The sequence below is a fragment of the Paucilactobacillus oligofermentans DSM 15707 = LMG 22743 genome, assembly GCF_001434315.1.
Taxonomy (GTDB): domain Bacteria; phylum Bacillota; class Bacilli; order Lactobacillales; family Lactobacillaceae; genus Paucilactobacillus; species Paucilactobacillus oligofermentans.
Map to the genome: position 1 here is coordinate 627,715 of NZ_AZFE01000031.1, position 17,955 is coordinate 645,669.

Sequence of the window (17,955 nt, forward strand, 5' to 3'; positions counted from 1 at the left end):
TACAGATTTCTAAATACTATATTAACTTGTCAAAACAGCTAAATAAATTTCATAAAGATTTTCGTCCAACCGACAACATCAGTTGAAAGCTTATGACTTTCATTTAACCATGGACTAGTTCACCATCCGTTAAACATTATATATGCTATCAAAAGTTTTGGCAACCCTAAAATTCTTTTTAATTTAGCTTAAATTTGAAAGGATTATCAGCTTTAGGTTCATTAAAGCATCATATAAATTGAACGTCAAAAAAAATCGATTAAAATCGATTTAATTTTAAATATTAATATAATCAACATGTGCTGCTGCGGGAACATCACTCCACTTAACCGGATAACCTGCACCATGAGCACAAAAAACAGAATCTGGTGTATTTTCAAGATCTGCCACTGGATCATATTCAAGCTTAGCTAATACATCGTCAGTATTATGGCACGGACGATATCCCGCAAACGAGCATTCAAATTGACCTTGACCATGCGTATAGTTATTAACTATTTGAGCATATTCTCTCATTTCAGCAACGGGGGCAGTCCCCGTCAATACAGTCATTCCACCCTCGATAGTCATTCCGGAATTGTCTAATAATCCATTCATCATTTGGACATCATTCATTGCTCGACCAACATGAGATTGCTCAATTTCCAATCTAAATTGATACCATGGTTCCAATAATTGTAAATCAGTAGATGATTTTAGCATCATTAATCCTTGGCGAACTGCTCGCCAAGTAGCTTCTCTAAAATCGCCACCAACCGAGTGTTTAATACTAGCTCGACCACTAATTAACGTAATTTTCATATCAGTAATTGGAAAGCCAGTTAATACACCTAGATGTTCTTTAGCACGGAGACTGGTCATCACTTGTTGCTGGAAATTATTACCCAGGAAATCAACACTACAATTTGTATCAAAGGTAATTCCACTGCCTAATTTTGCTGGTTCCATTAACAGGTGGACCTCCGCATAATGACGTAAGGGCTCAAAATGGCCAACCGCCTCCACCTTTTTAGTAATCGTTTCTTTATATAAAATACTACTTTCACCAAAACTTACATTCAATTGATACTGATTTAGCAAGTTTTGTTGTAAGATTTCTAATTGCACTTCACCCATAATTTGAATATGAATCTCTTGTAAATGTGTCGACCAAGCTACGTGTAGTTGTGGGTTTTCATCCTCAAGTTGTCGTAATGCAAATAAACAGTCTTTGACATCATTCCCATTTAAATTTAACGCGTAATTTAAGACAGGTTGCATTGTTAACGGCTGACTATTTTCTGCCATACCAAGGCCCTGACCCGGATAAGTAGCCGTCAACCCGGTAATGGCGCAAACGCCACCCGCGTTAACTTCTTGACTAATCGAAAACTTAGCCCCGTTATAAATTCGAAGCTGATTAGCTTTTTGACCATCAATTAAGACAGCCTTGTTTTTTAAAGTACCACCCATTACTCTGACCCAAGTCAATCGCTCACCTTGATCATCATGCGATATTTTGAATACTCGCGCTTTAAAATCATTAGGCACTTTTTTCTCAACACACCACCGATCTAGTCCAGACATGAAGTCGTTAACTCCATCTAATTTTAGAGCAGACCCAAAATATACTGGAAAAACTTCGCGCTGATTAATCATTTGTTGAATATCTTGATCCGCAAGTTCGCCAGTTTCCATATATTTATCAAACATATTATCATTATACAACGCAATTTCATCATAACTTGAAGCTAAATTTGTGGTATTAAACTCAATACACCCTTGTGACAAACTCACCTTTAAATCGCTTAAAACTTGATTTTTATCGGTACCATTAGCATCCATTTTATTGACAAAAATAAACGTCGGAATCTGATATTGCTTCAGTAAGCGCCATAAAGTTCGTGTATTACTTTGGACCCCATCAGTCGCCGAAATCACTAAAATTGCGTAATCCAATACATCTAGTACTTGTTCAGTTTGATTCGAAAAGTCCACATGACCCGGCGTATCAAGTAGCGTTATCGCACTTGCTTCAGTCTTAAAACTAGCTTGATGCGATGAAATTGTAATTCCGCGCTTTTTTTCAAGTACATCAGGGTCAAGAAAAGCATCGCCTTTATCCACACGGCCTAATTGGCGTGTTTCCCCGGTCTGATATAACATTGCTTCTGATAATGTCGTTTTACCAGCATCAACGTGAGCAACCGTTCCAATGACTATCTGTTTCATGATGGCTTTCGCTCCTTAAAATAAATCTTCGACCTAATATTACTTATTATAACGTTGAGATTGACATTAATCACTCATTCTTGCTATACTCTTTGACACTAGTTTTTTGGAGGGGATTTTAATTTACCAATTAATGCAACTTAGTCCAGGTGTGTTGCGACAAAAAATTACCAATGCACCAAAAAATAACAAAAAAAAATATGTCATTGCTTTATTATTGCGTGATTTTTGTTTACTTAGTTTTGCAATTGGCTATATTACCACATTTATTAGCGTTTTTGGTAATGAAAATAGTAGTGTAGCGGTGGCTAGCTTTTGTATGATCATTTCACTGCATTTTGTTGGTTTTGGCTTTCGCGCTAGTGACGGTGTTATCGCGCTAGCCATAGTCTTATTAATTATGTTTATCGGTAGTGTACTCTGGTTTGTTTTACCAACTGCCCTTGGTTTGGTTGCTAATCTGATTAGCATCTTACTAATCTTAATTTTAACAAGCTCACGACCCGAATTAGGTAATGCCGGCGTTTATGTTTTTAGTTATATTTTCATTACCGGTATGACCGTTACTGGCAGTTTAGTCATAACTAGAGGACTTGCAATCTTAACTGTGTTTATCATGCTTTCACTGATTTTACTTTTTAAACACAGTGCCAATGATTCTAAAATTAGATTACACCATTTATTTAAACAAATTAATTTACATTCAAAAACTACGCAATGGCACATTCGACTGGCTTTAGGCATTAGCATCGTTATTGCGATTAGCGATTGGAGTAATTTAAACCGTCCCGTCTGGCTTGGTTACGCATGTATGTCCATTTTATTACCACAGACCGGCAATTATTTAAAAAGGGCTCATCATCGATTAGCCGGAATTGTATTTGGTTCACTATTATTTATCATATGTACTAACTATTTACCTGAATCAATTTTATTTATTCTGGCCCCCGCGGCTGGTTTTTGCCTGGGTCTCACAATTAATTACTTTTTGCATAGTCTTTTAAACTGTTTCGGCGCGTTAACTTTAGCCACTAGTATTTACGGATTATCATTATCTGGTTCCATCAGAATTTGGGATAACTTTATCGGTATTAGTATCGCATTAATCTTTGCTGCTTTATTTGAAATAATCCTTAAAATATATCAAAAAAATCATTCATTACCGCTAACTAATCAGTCGATCTGACTCCTAACAGATAAAAATCAAAAACTTATAACTTGACTTTTAATAGGACCTGTCGTAAATTAATAACAATTATTAAACAAATGTCATTCAAACTAAGTAGTGCATTATCTGTGTGTCAGAAAGTCGGTGGTTGCTGCGAACCGATCAGGGTAATGTTTTCGAAATACTGAATGCTTGTTTCGGCTATAACAGGTCCGTTATCTCCTGTCAGAGTGGTTTGCTATCCTAATATTAGCGGACTAACTGGGTGGTACCGCGGTTTCCTGATCGTCCCTATTTCGCATATGCGAAGTAGGGATTTTTTTGTAGACTGAGGAGGAGACCAACTATGAAACAAAAGAGCTGTGGCGGATTATTACGATATTATTTTTTGCTGAATTAACCAATCAAATTTATCAAAAAAGGATGTCTAAAAAATGACAAAAAAGAAAATTAGTTTACTTGAAGCCAGTTTAGTTTTAATAACGATGTTAACCATCATGGGTAGTGGCGTGATTATTTTCCATTTATCACCCCAAACCCCTGTTCTAACCGTAATTGCTCTATTAATGCTTTGGGCACGAATCCGTCACTTCAGCTGGGACGAAATTCACAGTGGAATTGAAGACGGCCTTAAAAGTGGGATTATTCCAATTATTATCTTTATTTTAGTTGGTGCTTTAATTAGTACTTGGATGGCTGCCGGGGTAATTCCCACCATGATGGTTTGGGGATTTCAGATTGTTAACGTTCACTGGTTTATTCCTTCAATTTTCGTCGTCTGTGCTTTAGTTGGAAGTGCCATTGGGAGTGCTTTTACCGTTATTTCAACGGTTGGGATTGCGTTCTTTGGAATTGGCGCGACACTAGGACTTGATACCACGGTGGTTGCCGCAGCAATTATTTCTGGGGCCATCTTTGGGGATAAATCATCGCCCTTATCACAATCGACAAATTTAACCGCCGCCGTCACTGAAACTGATCTATTTGATCACATCAAAAATCTAATGTGGTCAACGATTCCCGCGTTTATTGGGGCATTAATCTTATACGCAATTATCGGTCATACATCACAAGACGCTTCACTCACCAAAATCCATACGACCGTTGCCATTTTAAAAGCTAATTCACATATCAGTTTATTAGCATTGATTCCAATCATTCTAATTTTTGTTTGTGCACGTCTTAAAATGCCCGCAATCCCAACACTACTTTTAAATATCAGCGTTTCAATTGGACTAATATTTTGGCATAACGTCCACACTTCACTACAAACTATTGCTAGTATCATTGAAAATGGTTTTGTCGCTCATACTGGTGACAAAAGCATCGACGCCTTATTATCACGTGGTGGCATTAGCAGTATGCTCAGTACCGTTGCATTAATTATTTTAACCTTAACGCTTGGTGGTTTGTTAATGCGCCTGGGGCTAATTGAAAGTGTCATGAGTCCGTTAACTAAACATCTCCGGACACCGGGACAGTTAATCAGTACGGTCATCGCTTCTGCAATTGGGGTAAATCTCTTTATTGGTGAGGAATTTCTCTCTGTAATTTTACCTGGTAAAGCATTCAAGCCAACCTTTGAAAAATCTGATTTAAGTAACTTAGCTCTTGGTCGAGCACTAGAAGATGGTGGGACCGTGATTAACTACTTAATTCCATGGGGGGTTGCTGGCGTTTTTGCCGCTAATACCCTTGGCGTCCCAACGCTCAGTTATTTACCATTTTGTTTCTTCAGTATCTTATCACCAATTTTCTCAATCATCAGTGCATTTAGTGGGATTGGGCTTAAACATAAAACCAAAGAAAAGATTGCTTAACTAAACAAAACAGCGCTGACTATTAAAATAATCAGCGCTGTTTTTTTGAGATTTAATTGAGTACTACTTAAGTTACTTATGATAAGGACTTCCCTCATTAATCATAAACGCACGATATATCTGTTCAGTTAAAACCAAGCGCATAAGCTGGTGAGGTAACGTAAACTTACCAAATGAAATCTGTGCATTGGATCGTTTCATAACGGCAGCATCTAAGCCTAATGATCCACCAATTACAAACGTAATATCTGAATGGCCATACGTTACCAATTGCGTAAGTTCTTTTGAGAAATCTTCTGAAGAACGTTCTTTGCCTTCAATTGCTAAGGCATAGACATATTCTTTATCTTTTATTTTTCCTAAAATCCGAGCACCCTCTTTAGCCTTTACATTATCCATCTCTGACTGACTAAGAGATTCAGGTGCTTTTTCATCCGGAACTTCAACAATCGTAAACTTACCGAAGCGTCCAAGTCGTTTCGCATATTCGGCAATTCCGTCTTTAAAGTACTTTTCTTTAAGTTTTCCAACGCCAATTATTTTAATGTTCATAACTACCTCTTTTTCCACAAGTTATCCACAGACTTTTCCACAGGCAAACTTCACAAATGCATAAAAAAAGTTCAAATAATCTTCAAACTCTATTGACACCGTTATTTTATACAAAAATGTTATCCACAGTTTTGCACAGAAACAAGCGTTCGTGCGTTGCGCTTACAAACTCTGGTATAACAACGTTTAAACTGTTCGTTTTGGCTTTTATATTAGTTATCCACAGCTAACTAATGTCATTGTGGATAACTTTTACACCATTGCTGAATGCCTATTTTTCAGCGTTTATAATTTCTTAATAATTATAACAGAAGTTATCCACATAGTTTTCCACATTCAAAATTTAATCACCATCTTTTGCATATTCAACTATGAACTACCTCATTTTTATTACGACATTTTGTTCGGAAAAATTTTAAGTCACTACCCTTAAATCGCTAAATATTCAATATAATTCTATTTATTGTTCGTATTTTATTAAATATATACTGCACTTGTGTTGGATTATTAATTTATCCCGGATTTTAAAATGTATATTCTTTTCTAAGCCTTATGTACCAACATTTCACAATGTTCGTATTTTAACTAAAAAATCTCCAGATAGCTTTTCACTATCCAGAGATTATTATTTATACTTAGGAACTACTACTGTCGCTGCTACTTAACGATGAAGTCGACTCCGATAATTTAATCGTGGCGGTCTGTTTGTCACCATTGTGATAATAGGTTACCGCAACCGAGTCACCAACCTTGTGATCATATAAAACATCTTTTAATGAGGCTTCATCCGTTACTTTTTTACCATCTAACTTAGTAATTACATCGTACTTTTCAAGTCCTGCATTACCAGCCGCTGATGGCGATAAGATTGACATCACTACTATTCCGCTTGTAATACTAGTAGGTAATTTTAAAACTGAAGCTTGTTGCGCACTAGTTACTTGATCTAAACTAACCAAGCTAATACCTAGAGCCGGACGCGTAATTTTACCATCTTTAACCAGTTTATTAATAACCGAGACAACTTCGTTACTTGGAATTGAAAAGCCCATGCCTTCAACACTTGTTCCTGAATCATCGGTCGTTAATTTCATCGAATTAATTCCGACCACTTGCCCAGCCAGATTAATTAGCGGCCCACCAGAATTACCAGGATTAATCGCTGTATCAGTTTGAATAACGGTAGCATTTCCAGTCGTGTTACCTGAATTATCTTGGACTTGAACCGTCCGCTTCTTCGCAGAAATAATTCCTTGTGTAACCGATGATGCATATTGTGATCCTAATGGTGAACCAATTGCCAAGACTGTTTGACCGGCATCAATTTCATTTGAGTTGGCAAAACTAGCGACGGCCGTAACGTTTTTAGAACTAATTTTAAGTACCGCTAAATCAGTTGCCGAATCCGTTCCAACGATTGTGGCCGTAACCTTTTTACCATTACTTAGAATTACTTGAATGGCTGATGACCCCGTGACTACATGGTTATTAGTCACAATATAGGCAGTATTGCCATCCTTCTTATAAATAACCCCTGAACCTTCGCTCGCGGCTTCTAATGAGCTATCTGAACTACTGCTACTTGAATCAGTCGTATATAAACTGTTTGAACTACTTGCTTCAGCTTGTAAATTTTCAACCGAGACTACGGCTGCCTTAACTGATTTATATGCTTTGGTTGATTGGCTCGTTCCCGTAACCTTACTTTGATTAACCTTAGTTCCACCTTTTTTATTAGAACTTGATGGCACTGAAAGTAAACTGCTAACGTGACCATTAGTAAGTAAGGAACCAATTTCATAAGCAGCACCGCCACCAACTAACCCGGCAAATAACCCAATTAAACCAACTATCCACCATAAATTGAGTTTGAACCGCTTTTTCTTCTTCGGTGTTTCTCCATCATTATTATTTTGCATGTTATCCTCCCAAATCCTCATTACTTCACAGGATAGCAAATAAATTTGAATAATTTATGAACTACGCCCTACGTAATTTGAACTTGCCTATAACGAGCTTAATTTAGTTGCTTGATCAGGTTCCGTATCATGAAGATAAAAGTCATGTTCAACACCAAAATCATGTTCTTGTAACATCGTTGAAACGGTTAAATGTGCTAGTGAACGTAAATTATTTTCTGGACTTCGATGACCCAAATAAATTTGTTTCGTCTGATTACCCACCACCGACATAATTGCATTAGCGCCATCTTCATTAGATAAATGACCTTCATCGCTTAGAATTCGTTGTTTCAATGGCCATGAGTATGAACCCGCCCGCAGCATCTGAATATCATGGTTACATTCCATTAAATACGTATCCGCATTTCGAATCGTCCCGGCAACTTTATCAGACACATAGCCCGTATCGGTTAAAATACATAACGTTTTTCCGTCATGATGCACTTGATAAAACATTGGTTCCGCAGCATCATGTGAAACCGTGAAACTTTCAATATCCATATCACCAAAATCTAGCGTGGTATCAGCACCAAAAATATTTTTTTGTTCAAAGGGGATTTTACCGACTTTTTTTGCCATCGCATCCCAAGTTCCTTCGTTGGCATACACATCCATCCCGTACTTACGGGCTAAAACACCCACGCCATGAACATGATCTGAATGTTCATGCGTAACAAACAGTGCATCGACATCTTCGATATTCCGACCTACTGAACTCATTAGTTCTTTGATTTTTTTACCACTCAAGCCAGCATCAATTAAGATTTTATGTTCTGGGGTTTCTAAATACGTCACATTACCAGAACTACCACTAGCTAAAATACTATATTGTAATTGATCAACTGCTTGCACGTTAAACTATCTCCTTAGTTCGCTTCTTCTGTTACTTCACTAATCGTACTAGCATCCGTCTTACTTAAGGTCCCAGTAAAGGCATTAATTCGTTTAATTTCAATGCTATCACTATTTTTCGCTTGAATTGCCACCATCCACGTTGGAATATAAACAGCATTGTCATCATCTAATGCCAACAAGCGTGTATAACCTAATTTAGTCCATTTAACTTTAGAATTGTCGGGTATTTCATCATGTTGATATAAATATAAAACGGCCTTCCGCTCACTGACCAGTCGTTCTTTTTCTCGTAATGTTTTAACGTCATTTAAATATGACTGGGTGTAACTAATAATTTGATTTTCTGAGTTAACTTTAAATCTAATTTGTCCTTCCGTTCCACCGAAATTCAATCCAGGACCTTTTTGAACATAGATAACATCGTTTTCATATTCAGACGACAAATCGGCCGCATAAACATATTGGGAACCGAATAAAATCTTATTCTTATCAGCGACAATCTTATTCAGTGTTTTGTCTGGATGTTTAACATTAATTTTAACTGGCTGATTAAAATTACTCGTCAACACACCATTATTATAACTAGCTGACTGACCCTTTAAAGTATTTAACTTATCTTGAAGAATACCACTTCCAGACGTTGAAATATAATATCCTGATTGTCTGGTTGTCGATAGTTTACCCGCATCAATACCATCATTTTTCATTTCACTAATAATTGACTCATCCTTCGTTGATTGGACCACACTAATAGTAAATTCATTATTTGAAATATATGAATATCCTAAGAAAATATCCAACGCAATAAAGGCGACTAAAAAAATCCATTGTATTCGCCTAAAATTCATACTCGGTTCCCTCCTTTCCGACTTAACTATTATTAATATCGGTATATTTAACCCATTCATTATGATACTTAATGTAATAAGTAGCTTCTAAATCAACCACCATTGCTGAGGTTTCACTAGCCTTCCACTCATACTCTAAGCGAATCCCTTTAATATCTTTTTCTTTGATTCCTTTAGCTTCAAGCTCTTTAATCACGTCAGCCGTTGGTGGTAACTCTTGACTACCTAACTTGTTTGGTACAGGAACTTGTAAACTAAATAATGAAAATGTATATCGCTGAACGTTGTTGCTGGAGTATGAGACGGTTAAACTACCATAATTATTCGAATTAAAAATTGGAATTCCACCAACATAATCCCGATAAGTGACGACATTTTTACTAGTATCTAAACTTTCAAATCTTGTATTATCCAATGGAACCCCAATACTAATTAATTTTTTAAAACTATCCGTTAGTAATTGCGAGTCCGAGAAGTTCTCTTCTTTCGAAACAAAATTTTCATACGTTACCATGCTCGTACTATTATCAACACTCATGCGCTTGTCAGTACCATCAGTATAGGTAGTGACGTTGTCTTCCGTATGCATTGAGACTGATGCATTTTGATTAGCATTCATCAAGGTCGACATAAAAGTATTCCCAGTTTGTTTGCTCAGTAAATAGCTATAAGTAGGTACTTTGATTGATTTTAGATATTGAACAGTCAAACCCTTATTTAAAATCATCATCTTGATCGGATAGCGTTCAGCAGACTCCCCTGTAATTTCACGTAAGGTCTTCATATCACTAAACTTAGTAACCTTAGCTTGATAAACTTTAAACCCTTTATCATTTAACAAATAAACATACTTGGGGTCATGGCGTGGAATAACAATTCGTTTCACTTTATTTATCGAACGTGAGCTAAGTGACTGGCTATATACGCGATTGAATATACCAATTGAAACCGCGTCATTATAACTCATAACTACCGAATCTTTTGCATTTAAATAGTGTAAATATTTACTTTGACTTTTAGTTGATACTTGATCAACTTTACCTAATTTCCATTCCTTTAAAATTTGCTGTGCCGAAACCACTAAATTACGTTGCTTGGGATACATTAAATTTTGTGAACCATCCGCATTATTCTTAATAACTTGCGTTGGCAAAAAAACATCACTTAAGAAACGGTTCGTAACTTTTGATGAACTTGAAGTATCTTGATCCGTAGTTCGGTTATACCGAGACGGATTGGTCCATGTCGCCCATGACAAAACCAGACTAATAATGATGGTAATAGTTAATATAATCGGTAACCAATTACTACGAATTTTCCGAATCATCGTCCCATTCATCTCCTTCATAAGGTACATAAGGTAGTGAAATATAGAAGTTTGAACCTCTACCCTCAATACTATCAACCCAAATTTGACCACCAAGCAAGTTAATTACTTCTTTTGAAATTGCCAATCCTAACCCTGTTCCACCTTGTTTTCTCGAACGTGCCTTATCAACCCGGAAGAAACGGTCAAAGACATGCGCAATATCTTTACGGGGGATTCCTAATCCTTGATCAGAAATCGTTAAAATAACATGATTATGTGTCTCAAGTAAACGGACCGTAATCGTTCCCCCATCAGGAGAATATTTAATAGCGTTATTCATTAAATTATCAACTACTTGGGTGAATTTATCGGTATCTAAATCTACCCAGAGATCTTTAGTTGTAATTTTTCGGTCAATTTTATAGGTTTTACTTGGTTGATCATCACTATTTAAAATCATATCAAAGCGATTTAAAATATAATTAATTAACTCATTTAAATTAACGTATTCAAAGTTAAGCTTGGAAGTTCCGGCGTCCATTCGTGACAAACTCAATAAATCATTTATCATCCGAATCATGCGTTCCGTTTCGTCTTGCACAACCGCCAAAAAGTTAGGCGCTAGTTCTGGATCTTCCCACGCACCATCACTTAACGCTTCAACATAGCTACGCACACTTGTTAATGGTGTCCGTAATTCGTGTGAAACATTAGAAACGAATTGACGACGTTCTTGTTCTTCATGTTGCTGTTCCGTAATATCGTGCAATACACAAACTAGTCCACTAATAAACCCAGATTCACGCTGAATTAGTGAGAAATATGCATGTAAAATTAGTTCGTTAGCATCCGTTGACAAATCAATAATGATTTCTTCTTCACTTTCTAGCAATTCGCGAATCGTATAATCCTGCCGAATGTGAAGCACGTCTAAAATTGACATTCCAACCGATTCTTCAGATGAAGAACTTAATAAATCAACCGCGGTTTCGTTAATAATGGTCACATTACCACGACGATCTGTAGCTAACACTCCATCAGACATGTGGCGCAAAACGCCATCTAATCGACGACGGTCAGCTTCAGTAGAATCTTGTGCTTCTTCAACCCGGACTGATAAGTTATTAACTGCCCCAGCTAATTGGCCAAGTTCATCATTACCATACACCTTAACGTGACCTGAAAAATCACCACGTGCAATTCGAATCGATTGCTTTTTCATCTCATCAATCGGTACTGATATTGCCCGGGAAATAACAATGGCCACCAATAAACCTAACGCAATCGCGACAATCGCAGCTGACAAACTCAACAAAGTGATTTTATTAATACTGGCATAAACACTTTCTAAGTTAGCCCGAATGTACAGTGACCCCACCACGCTACTATTAGTTGAACTATTAAGTAATGGCAATGACGACACGTAGTAACGTGCATTAGTTTTATCATCATAAACATTTTGATCATATGAGCGATTATTAGAAATAGTTTTCTTAATATCCTCATTTGTCGTTTTTTGACCAACGATTGATTGATTATTAACACTACTCGTTCCGCGAATGATACCCTTACTATCTACGACTCGAATTTCAGTAATATTAACATTATTGACATCTGACAAGATTGCCTTAATTTTTTTATTAGCACTCTTCCTGTTAGTATTCGACAATTGTTCAGAAATTGAATTTTCAATATACGCCGGTAGTTCAATTTGTTGTTTAAATGTATTTAAGTTTTGACGTTCCAATTGACGCACAAAAACCGCTCCGATAATTTCGATCGTGATTAACAAAACCAGAGCGAATACCAAAGCGATTTTAAAATGAATCGATTGAAAGAATTTAATCTTACTGTTCAATTGTTCGATTACTCCTAATCATTTTCAGGATTGTTTAAATAATAGCCAACCCCACGACGGGTAATAAGCCACGTTGGATGACTTGCATTATCTTCGACTTTTTCACGTAAACGGCGAACCGTCACATCGACTGTTCGAACATCACCAAAATAATCATAACCCCAAACGGTTTGCAATAAATGTTCACGGGTCATAACTTGGCCGATATGTTGAGCTAAATAATGTAGTAATTCAAACTCACGATGAGTTAAATCAATACTATCACCACGTTTACTTACGGTGTATGCATCCGGATGAATGGTTAAATCACCAACTTCAATATCCGCATTTTCATCAGGAACTGCAGATTCAACCGCTTCTTGCCGACGTAAATTAGCTTTCACCCGCGCCACTAGTTCTCGATTTGAGAATGGTTTCGTGACATAATCATCCGCCCCTAATTCAAGACCTAAAACTTTGTCTAGTTCTGAATCTTTAGCCGTTACCATAATGATCGGCGTTGTCTTCTTAGCTCGAACTTGCTTAGCAACTTCTAAACCATCAATTTTTGGTAACATTAAATCAAGGACAATTAAATCTGGAGCTTCATCTTCAACTTTTTGAATGGCTTCTTCGCCGTCATAAGCTACGACAACATCATAGCCTTCTTTTTCTAAATTAAATTTAATTATATCTGAAATTGGCTTTTCATCATCAACCACTAAAACTTTCTTCATATTGCTAACCCCTCCAGAGGTATGGATTTATATTTTATCTTCATATATGGACAGCCAAATTAACCAATTTTATGAACTGCCGCCTTGTGAATTATTATACCACAATTGTTAAATCACATATTTTCAGCTTATTTTTTAAGTCAGTTGGTCACAATCACTGGTTTTTTTTATGAAAATCGCTAAATAAACGCGTTTTATTAACTTTTATTGCAAATAGTATTGACGTCACTACAAAATTCATGATATTATATCTGAGTTGAAAAAATTTAACACTTATGGGCAGCTAGCTCAGCTGGCAGAGCAACGGACTCTTAATCCGTGGGTCCAGGGTTCGATCCCCTGGCTGCCCATTTACCTATATTAGCTTGTTATCACGATGCGTGTTGGTCGCCGTGGTTGCAAGCTTTTTTTGTCGCATTAATTATTCATGTAATTCAAGTGGTAACCCCTCTGGATCAAAGAAAAAGGTCATTTTTTCACCTGTAAAATCATCCGTTCTAATTGGTTCGCACTTAATTCCTTTAGAGTCTAATTCAGCTACATAAGCTTCAATATTTTCAACTTTAAAAGCCAAATGACGTAAACCAGTCGCCTCTGGATAATTGGGCCTGGCGGGCGCATCAGCTTTAACAAATATTTCTAACTTAACAGTTCCGTTTTTAACATCCAACATCACATCTTGTTTATCTGAGCGTGAAACTTCACGTACAATTTCAAATCCTAATTTGGTTACATAAAATTCTTTTGCTTTTGCTAAATTACTTACGATAATCGCAATATGATCAATTTGATTAAAATTCATTACGCCCTCCTGTTTATTTCCTATATGCTATAATTAGCCTAAATTTTGGTATTTAGGGCAATTATAATTGTCGTCTAAATAATACCATTATTCCCTATTCAGTCACTCATAAACGGCTTACGGAGGCTTTTAAATGGCGTATCAGGTTAATTTTAAAGATGCTAGTACTATCGGCCTTGAAATATCACCAGTTGCAGAAGCATTGGCAGGCTTACGTGCCAATGAAGCGCGCTACTTTTGGAATAAATATAAACATAACTTTATCACAACGCCTGCAGCAGATGCTCCCGATATTTTAACTTGGATTGAAACTATTTTAAAAGAACGTGATATGACCTTCCCTTACAAACCACTCGAAGTTAGTGAATTAGAAGTTGATGGCGTTAAGTGGTCATTTGTTTTTTATGAAAATGGTTTAGAAGTAAACACTCTCTATAGTCTTGATCCTAATGGTAAACGTGCCGTTGGCTTTAAGCTCACCGACGGGATGGATATCCCCAAAGAATTTGATGGTAAATTTAAGTTCGCCCGTCAAAAGTCAAAACTAGCTGGTACCATTCGCGGTTCATTTTTCGTAATTAAAGGTGAATATTAAAAAAGGCTGCCAATGGCATCCTTTTTTGTTTCACATGAAACATTTAATCTCAGATACATTAATTTTTACATATATTCTAAAATCAATATTCCATTTTTTTAAATGCTCGATTAGAACATAAATAAATAATTAACGCATATATACAGAAGAGTAATACAATCATGAATAGTGAAGTTCCAAAGCCTAACTGTACTAATAATCCCGAATAACCATTAGGAAGAAAATATTTTAACCCTTTTAAACTTGGGGCAATAAAAGAAATTAAGGCAAACACAATACCAATTAACATTGTTAGACCATCACTTAGTTTAATCGAAATAGCTACTGAAATTAAAATACATAGTTGTGTTACTGCAAAAATACCAATTATAGAAATAATAGCGTCTTGTAAATCAACTAACTGCGTTGGCAAAAATGTACCTGAAGTATAATCCATATGAATCAAATGTAAATAATAAGTGATTAGACTAGCTACAAAAGTCAAAATAAAGTAAATAAAATAAACACCAATAACTGAAGCAATTTTAGCATTCAATATTTTCGAACGTTTAATATCTTTGAAAAGAAACATTTTTCCAGATTTAATTTCGTCGTGAAAACAAGTGACCACTAAATAAATAAAGGCAATAATTGGCAATGTCAATTGATATTGCACAGATTCAACTGCACCAAAAAATTCAAGAAAACTCAGTGAACCTTTTGGTGCACTTAATTGCATGAAATTAGTACTAAAAAAATCAACTAGCAACAACAATAATGGGAAAGCACTAAAACCTACACATAACCAAGTTTCTTTTCTTTTAAGAACAGTTTTAAAAACGGGTCTGAATAAATAATTCATAACTATCCCTCCGTAAAGTAACTTTCTAGTTCATCTTTGGCCGAGTAAATTTTTTCAATTAATTTTTTAGATGATAATTGCTCAAGAATATCATTTAATTTTCCTTTATCAAGTGTTAATGGTAATTCCAGTTCTTGCTTGTTTACTTCGAGTTGATACTTTGTTGCTATACTTGCAATAATTTGTTGTGCTTGGGCTACCTGCATATCTAATCGAATTATTAAGAAATTTTTTTTGTCGTCAAATTGGGTTTTGAGCCTGCCTGAATCAATAAAAATATATCGATTGCACAGGTCTTCCAACTCATTTAATTGATGGCTAGAAATAATCATTGATGTATGTTTAGTAGCTGACCATTGCTGTAAAATTTCAATTAGTTTTTTTACCCCCAGAGGATCTAAGCCCACAAAGGGTTCATCCAAAATCATAAATTCAGGTTCTGCAATCAACGACAATGCAAGGGACAAACGTTGCTTCATTCCAAAAGAAAAATCTACAGGTTTACGATCTTTGGCATTCCATAAATCAACAAGTTCTAAAATATCTTTGATGTTATTTACATATTTTTCTTTTTTATGAATTTCTAAAAAAAACATTAAATTCTCATAAACCGTTAAATGTGGATAAAAAATAGGCTCAATCATTATGCCAAACTTATCAAGAATATTGTTATTTTTCGAGATATCAATACCTTTAAATTTTAATGTCCCCGTTGTTGGTTTTTGTGCTTTTGCCATTAATTTTAATAATGTACTTTTTCCAGAACCATTTTTACCAATCAAGCCAACAATATCTCCGGTTTCAATTGAAAAATTAATATCTTTCAGTGAATAAAAAGAATTAGCTTTATACTTTTTACTAATGTTCTGGGCTTCAATTATTTTCATATTATAACCCTCTCATTTTTTAACAATAGTTAGTATAAAAATCCCAAAAATCATCTGATAACCGCTAATTAAATAAGATTAATTTATACATATATTCTATTTATACTCACACTATTAAGAACTTTAATTCCGATTAAAAAATTATAATAACTTTCACACCATCCATTAAATCAAAATCATGGTGAATTAAATTCAACATACTTTGTAAATCTTTTCACAAACACATATTAGCTCTGTATTTAAAATTATGCAAGTACTTATTATTGGATAAGAAAAAAGCAATTAATTCAAAGTGAATTAGTTGCCTCAATTTTACTTTTTAATAAGTTTCACATGAAACATTTTAATAACTTGTTAACTGTTTTTTCTTCCAAGTAACAACTACCATAATACATATATCAACAGCAATAATCGCTCCAGCACATACAATAAATAAAATTTTATACGATGAGCCTTCAATAATTAATCCACCAAATAATGGTCCTAACGCTTTACCAATTGAGGAAAAAGCATTCATTAATCCTTGATACTTTCCCTTAACATCTTGTGGCGATAACATATTAACGACTGCAGGCATCGTTGGAAAAGCTGTTACTTCACCGACCGTTAAAATAACCATTGCTAACACGAATGCCGTATAAGAATGCGCAAAAATTAACACGAAAAACGAAATCGCACAGAACAAAATTCCGATATAAATTTGATTATATGGATTTTTCAAAAAGCGTGTAATCCGACTCATTATCACTTGAATTATCACAATTAATCCCGCATTAATCGTCCACAGAAAACTATATTGCGCCAGCGATACTCCAGAATCAGTAACATAAACTGACATGTTACTAACCCACTGCTCATACATAATCCACACAATTGCTAAGGAAATGAAAAAGGTCCACATTACAATTAAATTTGGTTTCGGAATTGGAATTTTCTCAACCACATCTTTTTGTCGTAATCCTTTGGCAGGCCTAACAATTCGAAAATGTTTAAACGCTACAAATAAATAAGCTACATATAAAATGGCCGTCAACGCAAATAATGGTGAAACATTACCACGATAAATAAACCCAACCACCGAAGTTCCTAAAACAATTCCTAAATTATTAGCAAAATAAAGCATATTAAATACATGCCGACCATCAATGCTTCTAATTAACGTTCCTAGCGAGTTAATCAAGGTTGTCAGCCAACCATTAAAGAAACCAACGACTGCTAGTAGAATCGGATAAACAGGCCATCCATTCCAAAAAATTAAGCTACTCATGGCTAAAATATCGATAATCAACCCCATAATAATTAATTTTCTTGGATCAGCACTATCAAAAAGCATGCCACTCAAATAACTACCAATTACATTGGTACCTGAATAGATCAACAATACAAACCCAATTATCGTTAGCGATTCATGGAGTTGATTATGCAAATAAATCGTGGTTAGTGGCCAAATAAAACTAGTTCCTAAACTACTAATAAACGAACCAATTACTAACCAACGAAGGCGAATCTCATTTTTCAAGTTCTTGTACTCC

At 35.5% G+C, this 17,955-nt stretch carries 15 protein-coding genes and 1 tRNA gene; 4 read left to right on the forward strand and 12 right to left on the reverse strand.

Annotation, left to right across the window (positions count from 1 at the left end; genetic code table 11):
- Window positions 1–276: 276 nt before the first annotated feature.
- The gene (locus FC70_RS06600; protein ID WP_057890202.1) at window positions 277–2,211 is read right to left on the reverse strand and encodes an elongation factor G; all 1,935 of its coding nucleotides are present in this window, start codon (window positions 2,209–2,211) and stop codon (window positions 277–279) included.
- A 133-nt stretch (window positions 2,212–2,344) separates the two neighbouring features.
- On the opposite strand from FC70_RS06600, the gene FC70_RS06605 reads away from it, so the two are divergent.
- Window positions 2,345–3,397, forward strand: a complete 1,053-nt coding sequence (locus FC70_RS06605) for an FUSC family protein (protein WP_057890203.1) — start codon at window positions 2,345–2,347, stop codon at window positions 3,395–3,397.
- A 416-nt stretch (window positions 3,398–3,813) separates the two neighbouring features.
- Window positions 3,814–5,199: a Na+/H+ antiporter NhaC gene (nhaC, locus tag FC70_RS06610; RefSeq protein ID WP_057890204.1), complete on the forward strand. Its 1,386-nt coding sequence runs from the start codon at window positions 3,814–3,816 to the stop codon at window positions 5,197–5,199.
- Window positions 5,200–5,271: 72 nt separating this feature from the next.
- Here nhaC and rlmH read toward each other — a convergent pair whose 3' ends face one another.
- From rlmH to yycF, 7 genes are all read right to left on the reverse strand, one after another.
- Window positions 5,272–5,751, reverse strand: a complete 480-nt coding sequence (rlmH, locus tag FC70_RS06615) for a 23S rRNA (pseudouridine(1915)-N(3))-methyltransferase RlmH (RefSeq protein WP_057890205.1) — start codon at window positions 5,749–5,751, stop codon at window positions 5,272–5,274.
- Window positions 5,752–6,386: 635 nt separating this feature from the next.
- A complete protein-coding gene (locus FC70_RS06620; RefSeq protein WP_057890206.1) occupies window positions 6,387–7,670 on the reverse strand; it encodes a S1C family serine protease in 1,284 nt (427 codons plus the stop codon).
- Window positions 7,671–7,757: 87 nt separating this feature from the next.
- A complete protein-coding gene (locus FC70_RS06625) occupies window positions 7,758–8,564 on the reverse strand; it encodes an MBL fold metallo-hydrolase (RefSeq protein ID WP_057890207.1) in 807 nt (268 codons plus the stop codon).
- Window positions 8,565–8,578: 14 nt separating this feature from the next.
- Window positions 8,579–9,415 (reverse strand): two-component system regulatory protein YycI, encoded by an 837-nt coding sequence (locus FC70_RS06630; RefSeq protein WP_057890208.1) that lies wholly within the window; start codon window positions 9,413–9,415, stop codon window positions 8,579–8,581.
- A 22-nt stretch (window positions 9,416–9,437) separates the two neighbouring features.
- Window positions 9,438–10,742, reverse strand: a complete 1,305-nt coding sequence (locus tag FC70_RS06635) for a YycH family regulatory protein (RefSeq protein WP_057890209.1) — start codon at window positions 10,740–10,742, stop codon at window positions 9,438–9,440.
- Window positions 10,723–12,582, reverse strand: a complete 1,860-nt coding sequence (walK, locus tag FC70_RS06640; RefSeq protein ID WP_057890210.1) for a cell wall metabolism sensor histidine kinase WalK — start codon at window positions 12,580–12,582, stop codon at window positions 10,723–10,725. The genes FC70_RS06635 and walK overlap by 20 nt, the downstream gene beginning before the upstream one ends.
- A 14-nt stretch (window positions 12,583–12,596) precedes the next feature.
- Window positions 12,597–13,298 carry a response regulator YycF gene (yycF, locus tag FC70_RS06645; RefSeq protein WP_057890211.1) on the reverse strand — a complete coding sequence of 234 codons (702 nt, stop codon included), beginning with the start codon at window positions 13,296–13,298 and terminating at the stop codon, window positions 12,597–12,599.
- Window positions 13,299–13,575: 277 nt separating this feature from the next.
- On the opposite strand from yycF, the gene FC70_RS06650 reads away from it, so the two are divergent.
- A tRNA-Lys gene (locus tag FC70_RS06650) sits at window positions 13,576–13,648 on the forward strand.
- Between the two features lie 71 nt (window positions 13,649–13,719).
- Here FC70_RS06650 and gloA2 read toward each other — a convergent pair.
- The gene (gloA2, locus tag FC70_RS06655) at window positions 13,720–14,100 is read right to left on the reverse strand and encodes an SMU1112c/YaeR family gloxylase I-like metalloprotein (protein ID WP_057890212.1); all 381 of its coding nucleotides are present in this window, start codon (window positions 14,098–14,100) and stop codon (window positions 13,720–13,722) included.
- A gap of 133 nt (window positions 14,101–14,233) precedes the next feature.
- Between gloA2 and FC70_RS06660 the strand changes: the two genes are divergently transcribed.
- Window positions 14,234–14,695, forward strand: coding sequence for a hypothetical protein (locus tag FC70_RS06660; protein WP_057890213.1), 462 nt, complete (start codon window positions 14,234–14,236; stop codon window positions 14,693–14,695).
- A gap of 82 nt (window positions 14,696–14,777) precedes the next feature.
- Here the strand turns inward: FC70_RS06660 and FC70_RS06665 are convergent, their stop codons facing one another.
- The 3 genes from FC70_RS06665 to FC70_RS06675 form a co-directional block, all read right to left on the reverse strand.
- Window positions 14,778–15,536 (reverse strand): hypothetical protein, encoded by a 759-nt coding sequence (locus FC70_RS06665; protein WP_057890214.1) that lies wholly within the window; start codon window positions 15,534–15,536, stop codon window positions 14,778–14,780.
- 2 nt (window positions 15,537–15,538) lie between these two features.
- The gene (locus FC70_RS06670) at window positions 15,539–16,423 is read right to left on the reverse strand and encodes an ABC transporter ATP-binding protein (RefSeq protein WP_235804083.1); all 885 of its coding nucleotides are present in this window, start codon (window positions 16,421–16,423) and stop codon (window positions 15,539–15,541) included.
- A 343-nt stretch (window positions 16,424–16,766) separates the two neighbouring features.
- Window positions 16,767–17,942: an MDR family MFS transporter gene (locus FC70_RS06675; protein ID WP_057890215.1), complete on the reverse strand. Its 1,176-nt coding sequence runs from the start codon at window positions 17,940–17,942 to the stop codon at window positions 16,767–16,769.
- Window positions 17,943–17,955 lie beyond the last annotated feature (13 nt).

Bases quoted from the DNA above. Each gene is read 5' to 3' on its own strand.
- FC70_RS06600 (WP_057890202.1), bottom strand. From the start codon at position 2,211: ATGAAACAGATAGTCATTGGAACGGTTGCTCACGTTGATGCTGGTAAA.
- FC70_RS06605 (WP_057890203.1), top strand. From the start codon at position 2,345: ATGCAACTTAGTCCAGGTGTGTTGCGACAAAAAATTACCAATGCACCA.
- nhaC (WP_057890204.1), top strand. From the start codon at position 3,814: ATGACAAAAAAGAAAATTAGTTTACTTGAAGCCAGTTTAGTTTTAATA.
- rlmH (WP_057890205.1), bottom strand. From the start codon at position 5,751: ATGAACATTAAAATAATTGGCGTTGGAAAACTTAAAGAAAAGTACTTT.
- FC70_RS06620 (WP_057890206.1), bottom strand. From the start codon at position 7,670: ATGCAAAATAATAATGATGGAGAAACACCGAAGAAGAAAAAGCGGTTC.
- FC70_RS06630 (WP_057890208.1), bottom strand. From the start codon at position 9,415: ATGAATTTTAGGCGAATACAATGGATTTTTTTAGTCGCCTTTATTGCG.
- FC70_RS06635 (WP_057890209.1), bottom strand. From the start codon at position 10,742: ATGATTCGGAAAATTCGTAGTAATTGGTTACCGATTATATTAACTATT.
- yycF (WP_057890211.1), bottom strand. From the start codon at position 13,298: ATGAAGAAAGTTTTAGTGGTTGATGATGAAAAGCCAATTTCAGATATA.
- gloA2 (WP_057890212.1), bottom strand. From the start codon at position 14,100: ATGAATTTTAATCAAATTGATCATATTGCGATTATCGTAAGTAATTTA.
- FC70_RS06660 (WP_057890213.1), top strand. From the start codon at position 14,234: ATGGCGTATCAGGTTAATTTTAAAGATGCTAGTACTATCGGCCTTGAA.
- FC70_RS06665 (WP_057890214.1), bottom strand. From the start codon at position 15,536: ATGAATTATTTATTCAGACCCGTTTTTAAAACTGTTCTTAAAAGAAAA.
- FC70_RS06670 (WP_235804083.1), bottom strand. From the start codon at position 16,423: ATGAAAATAATTGAAGCCCAGAACATTAGTAAAAAGTATAAAGCTAAT.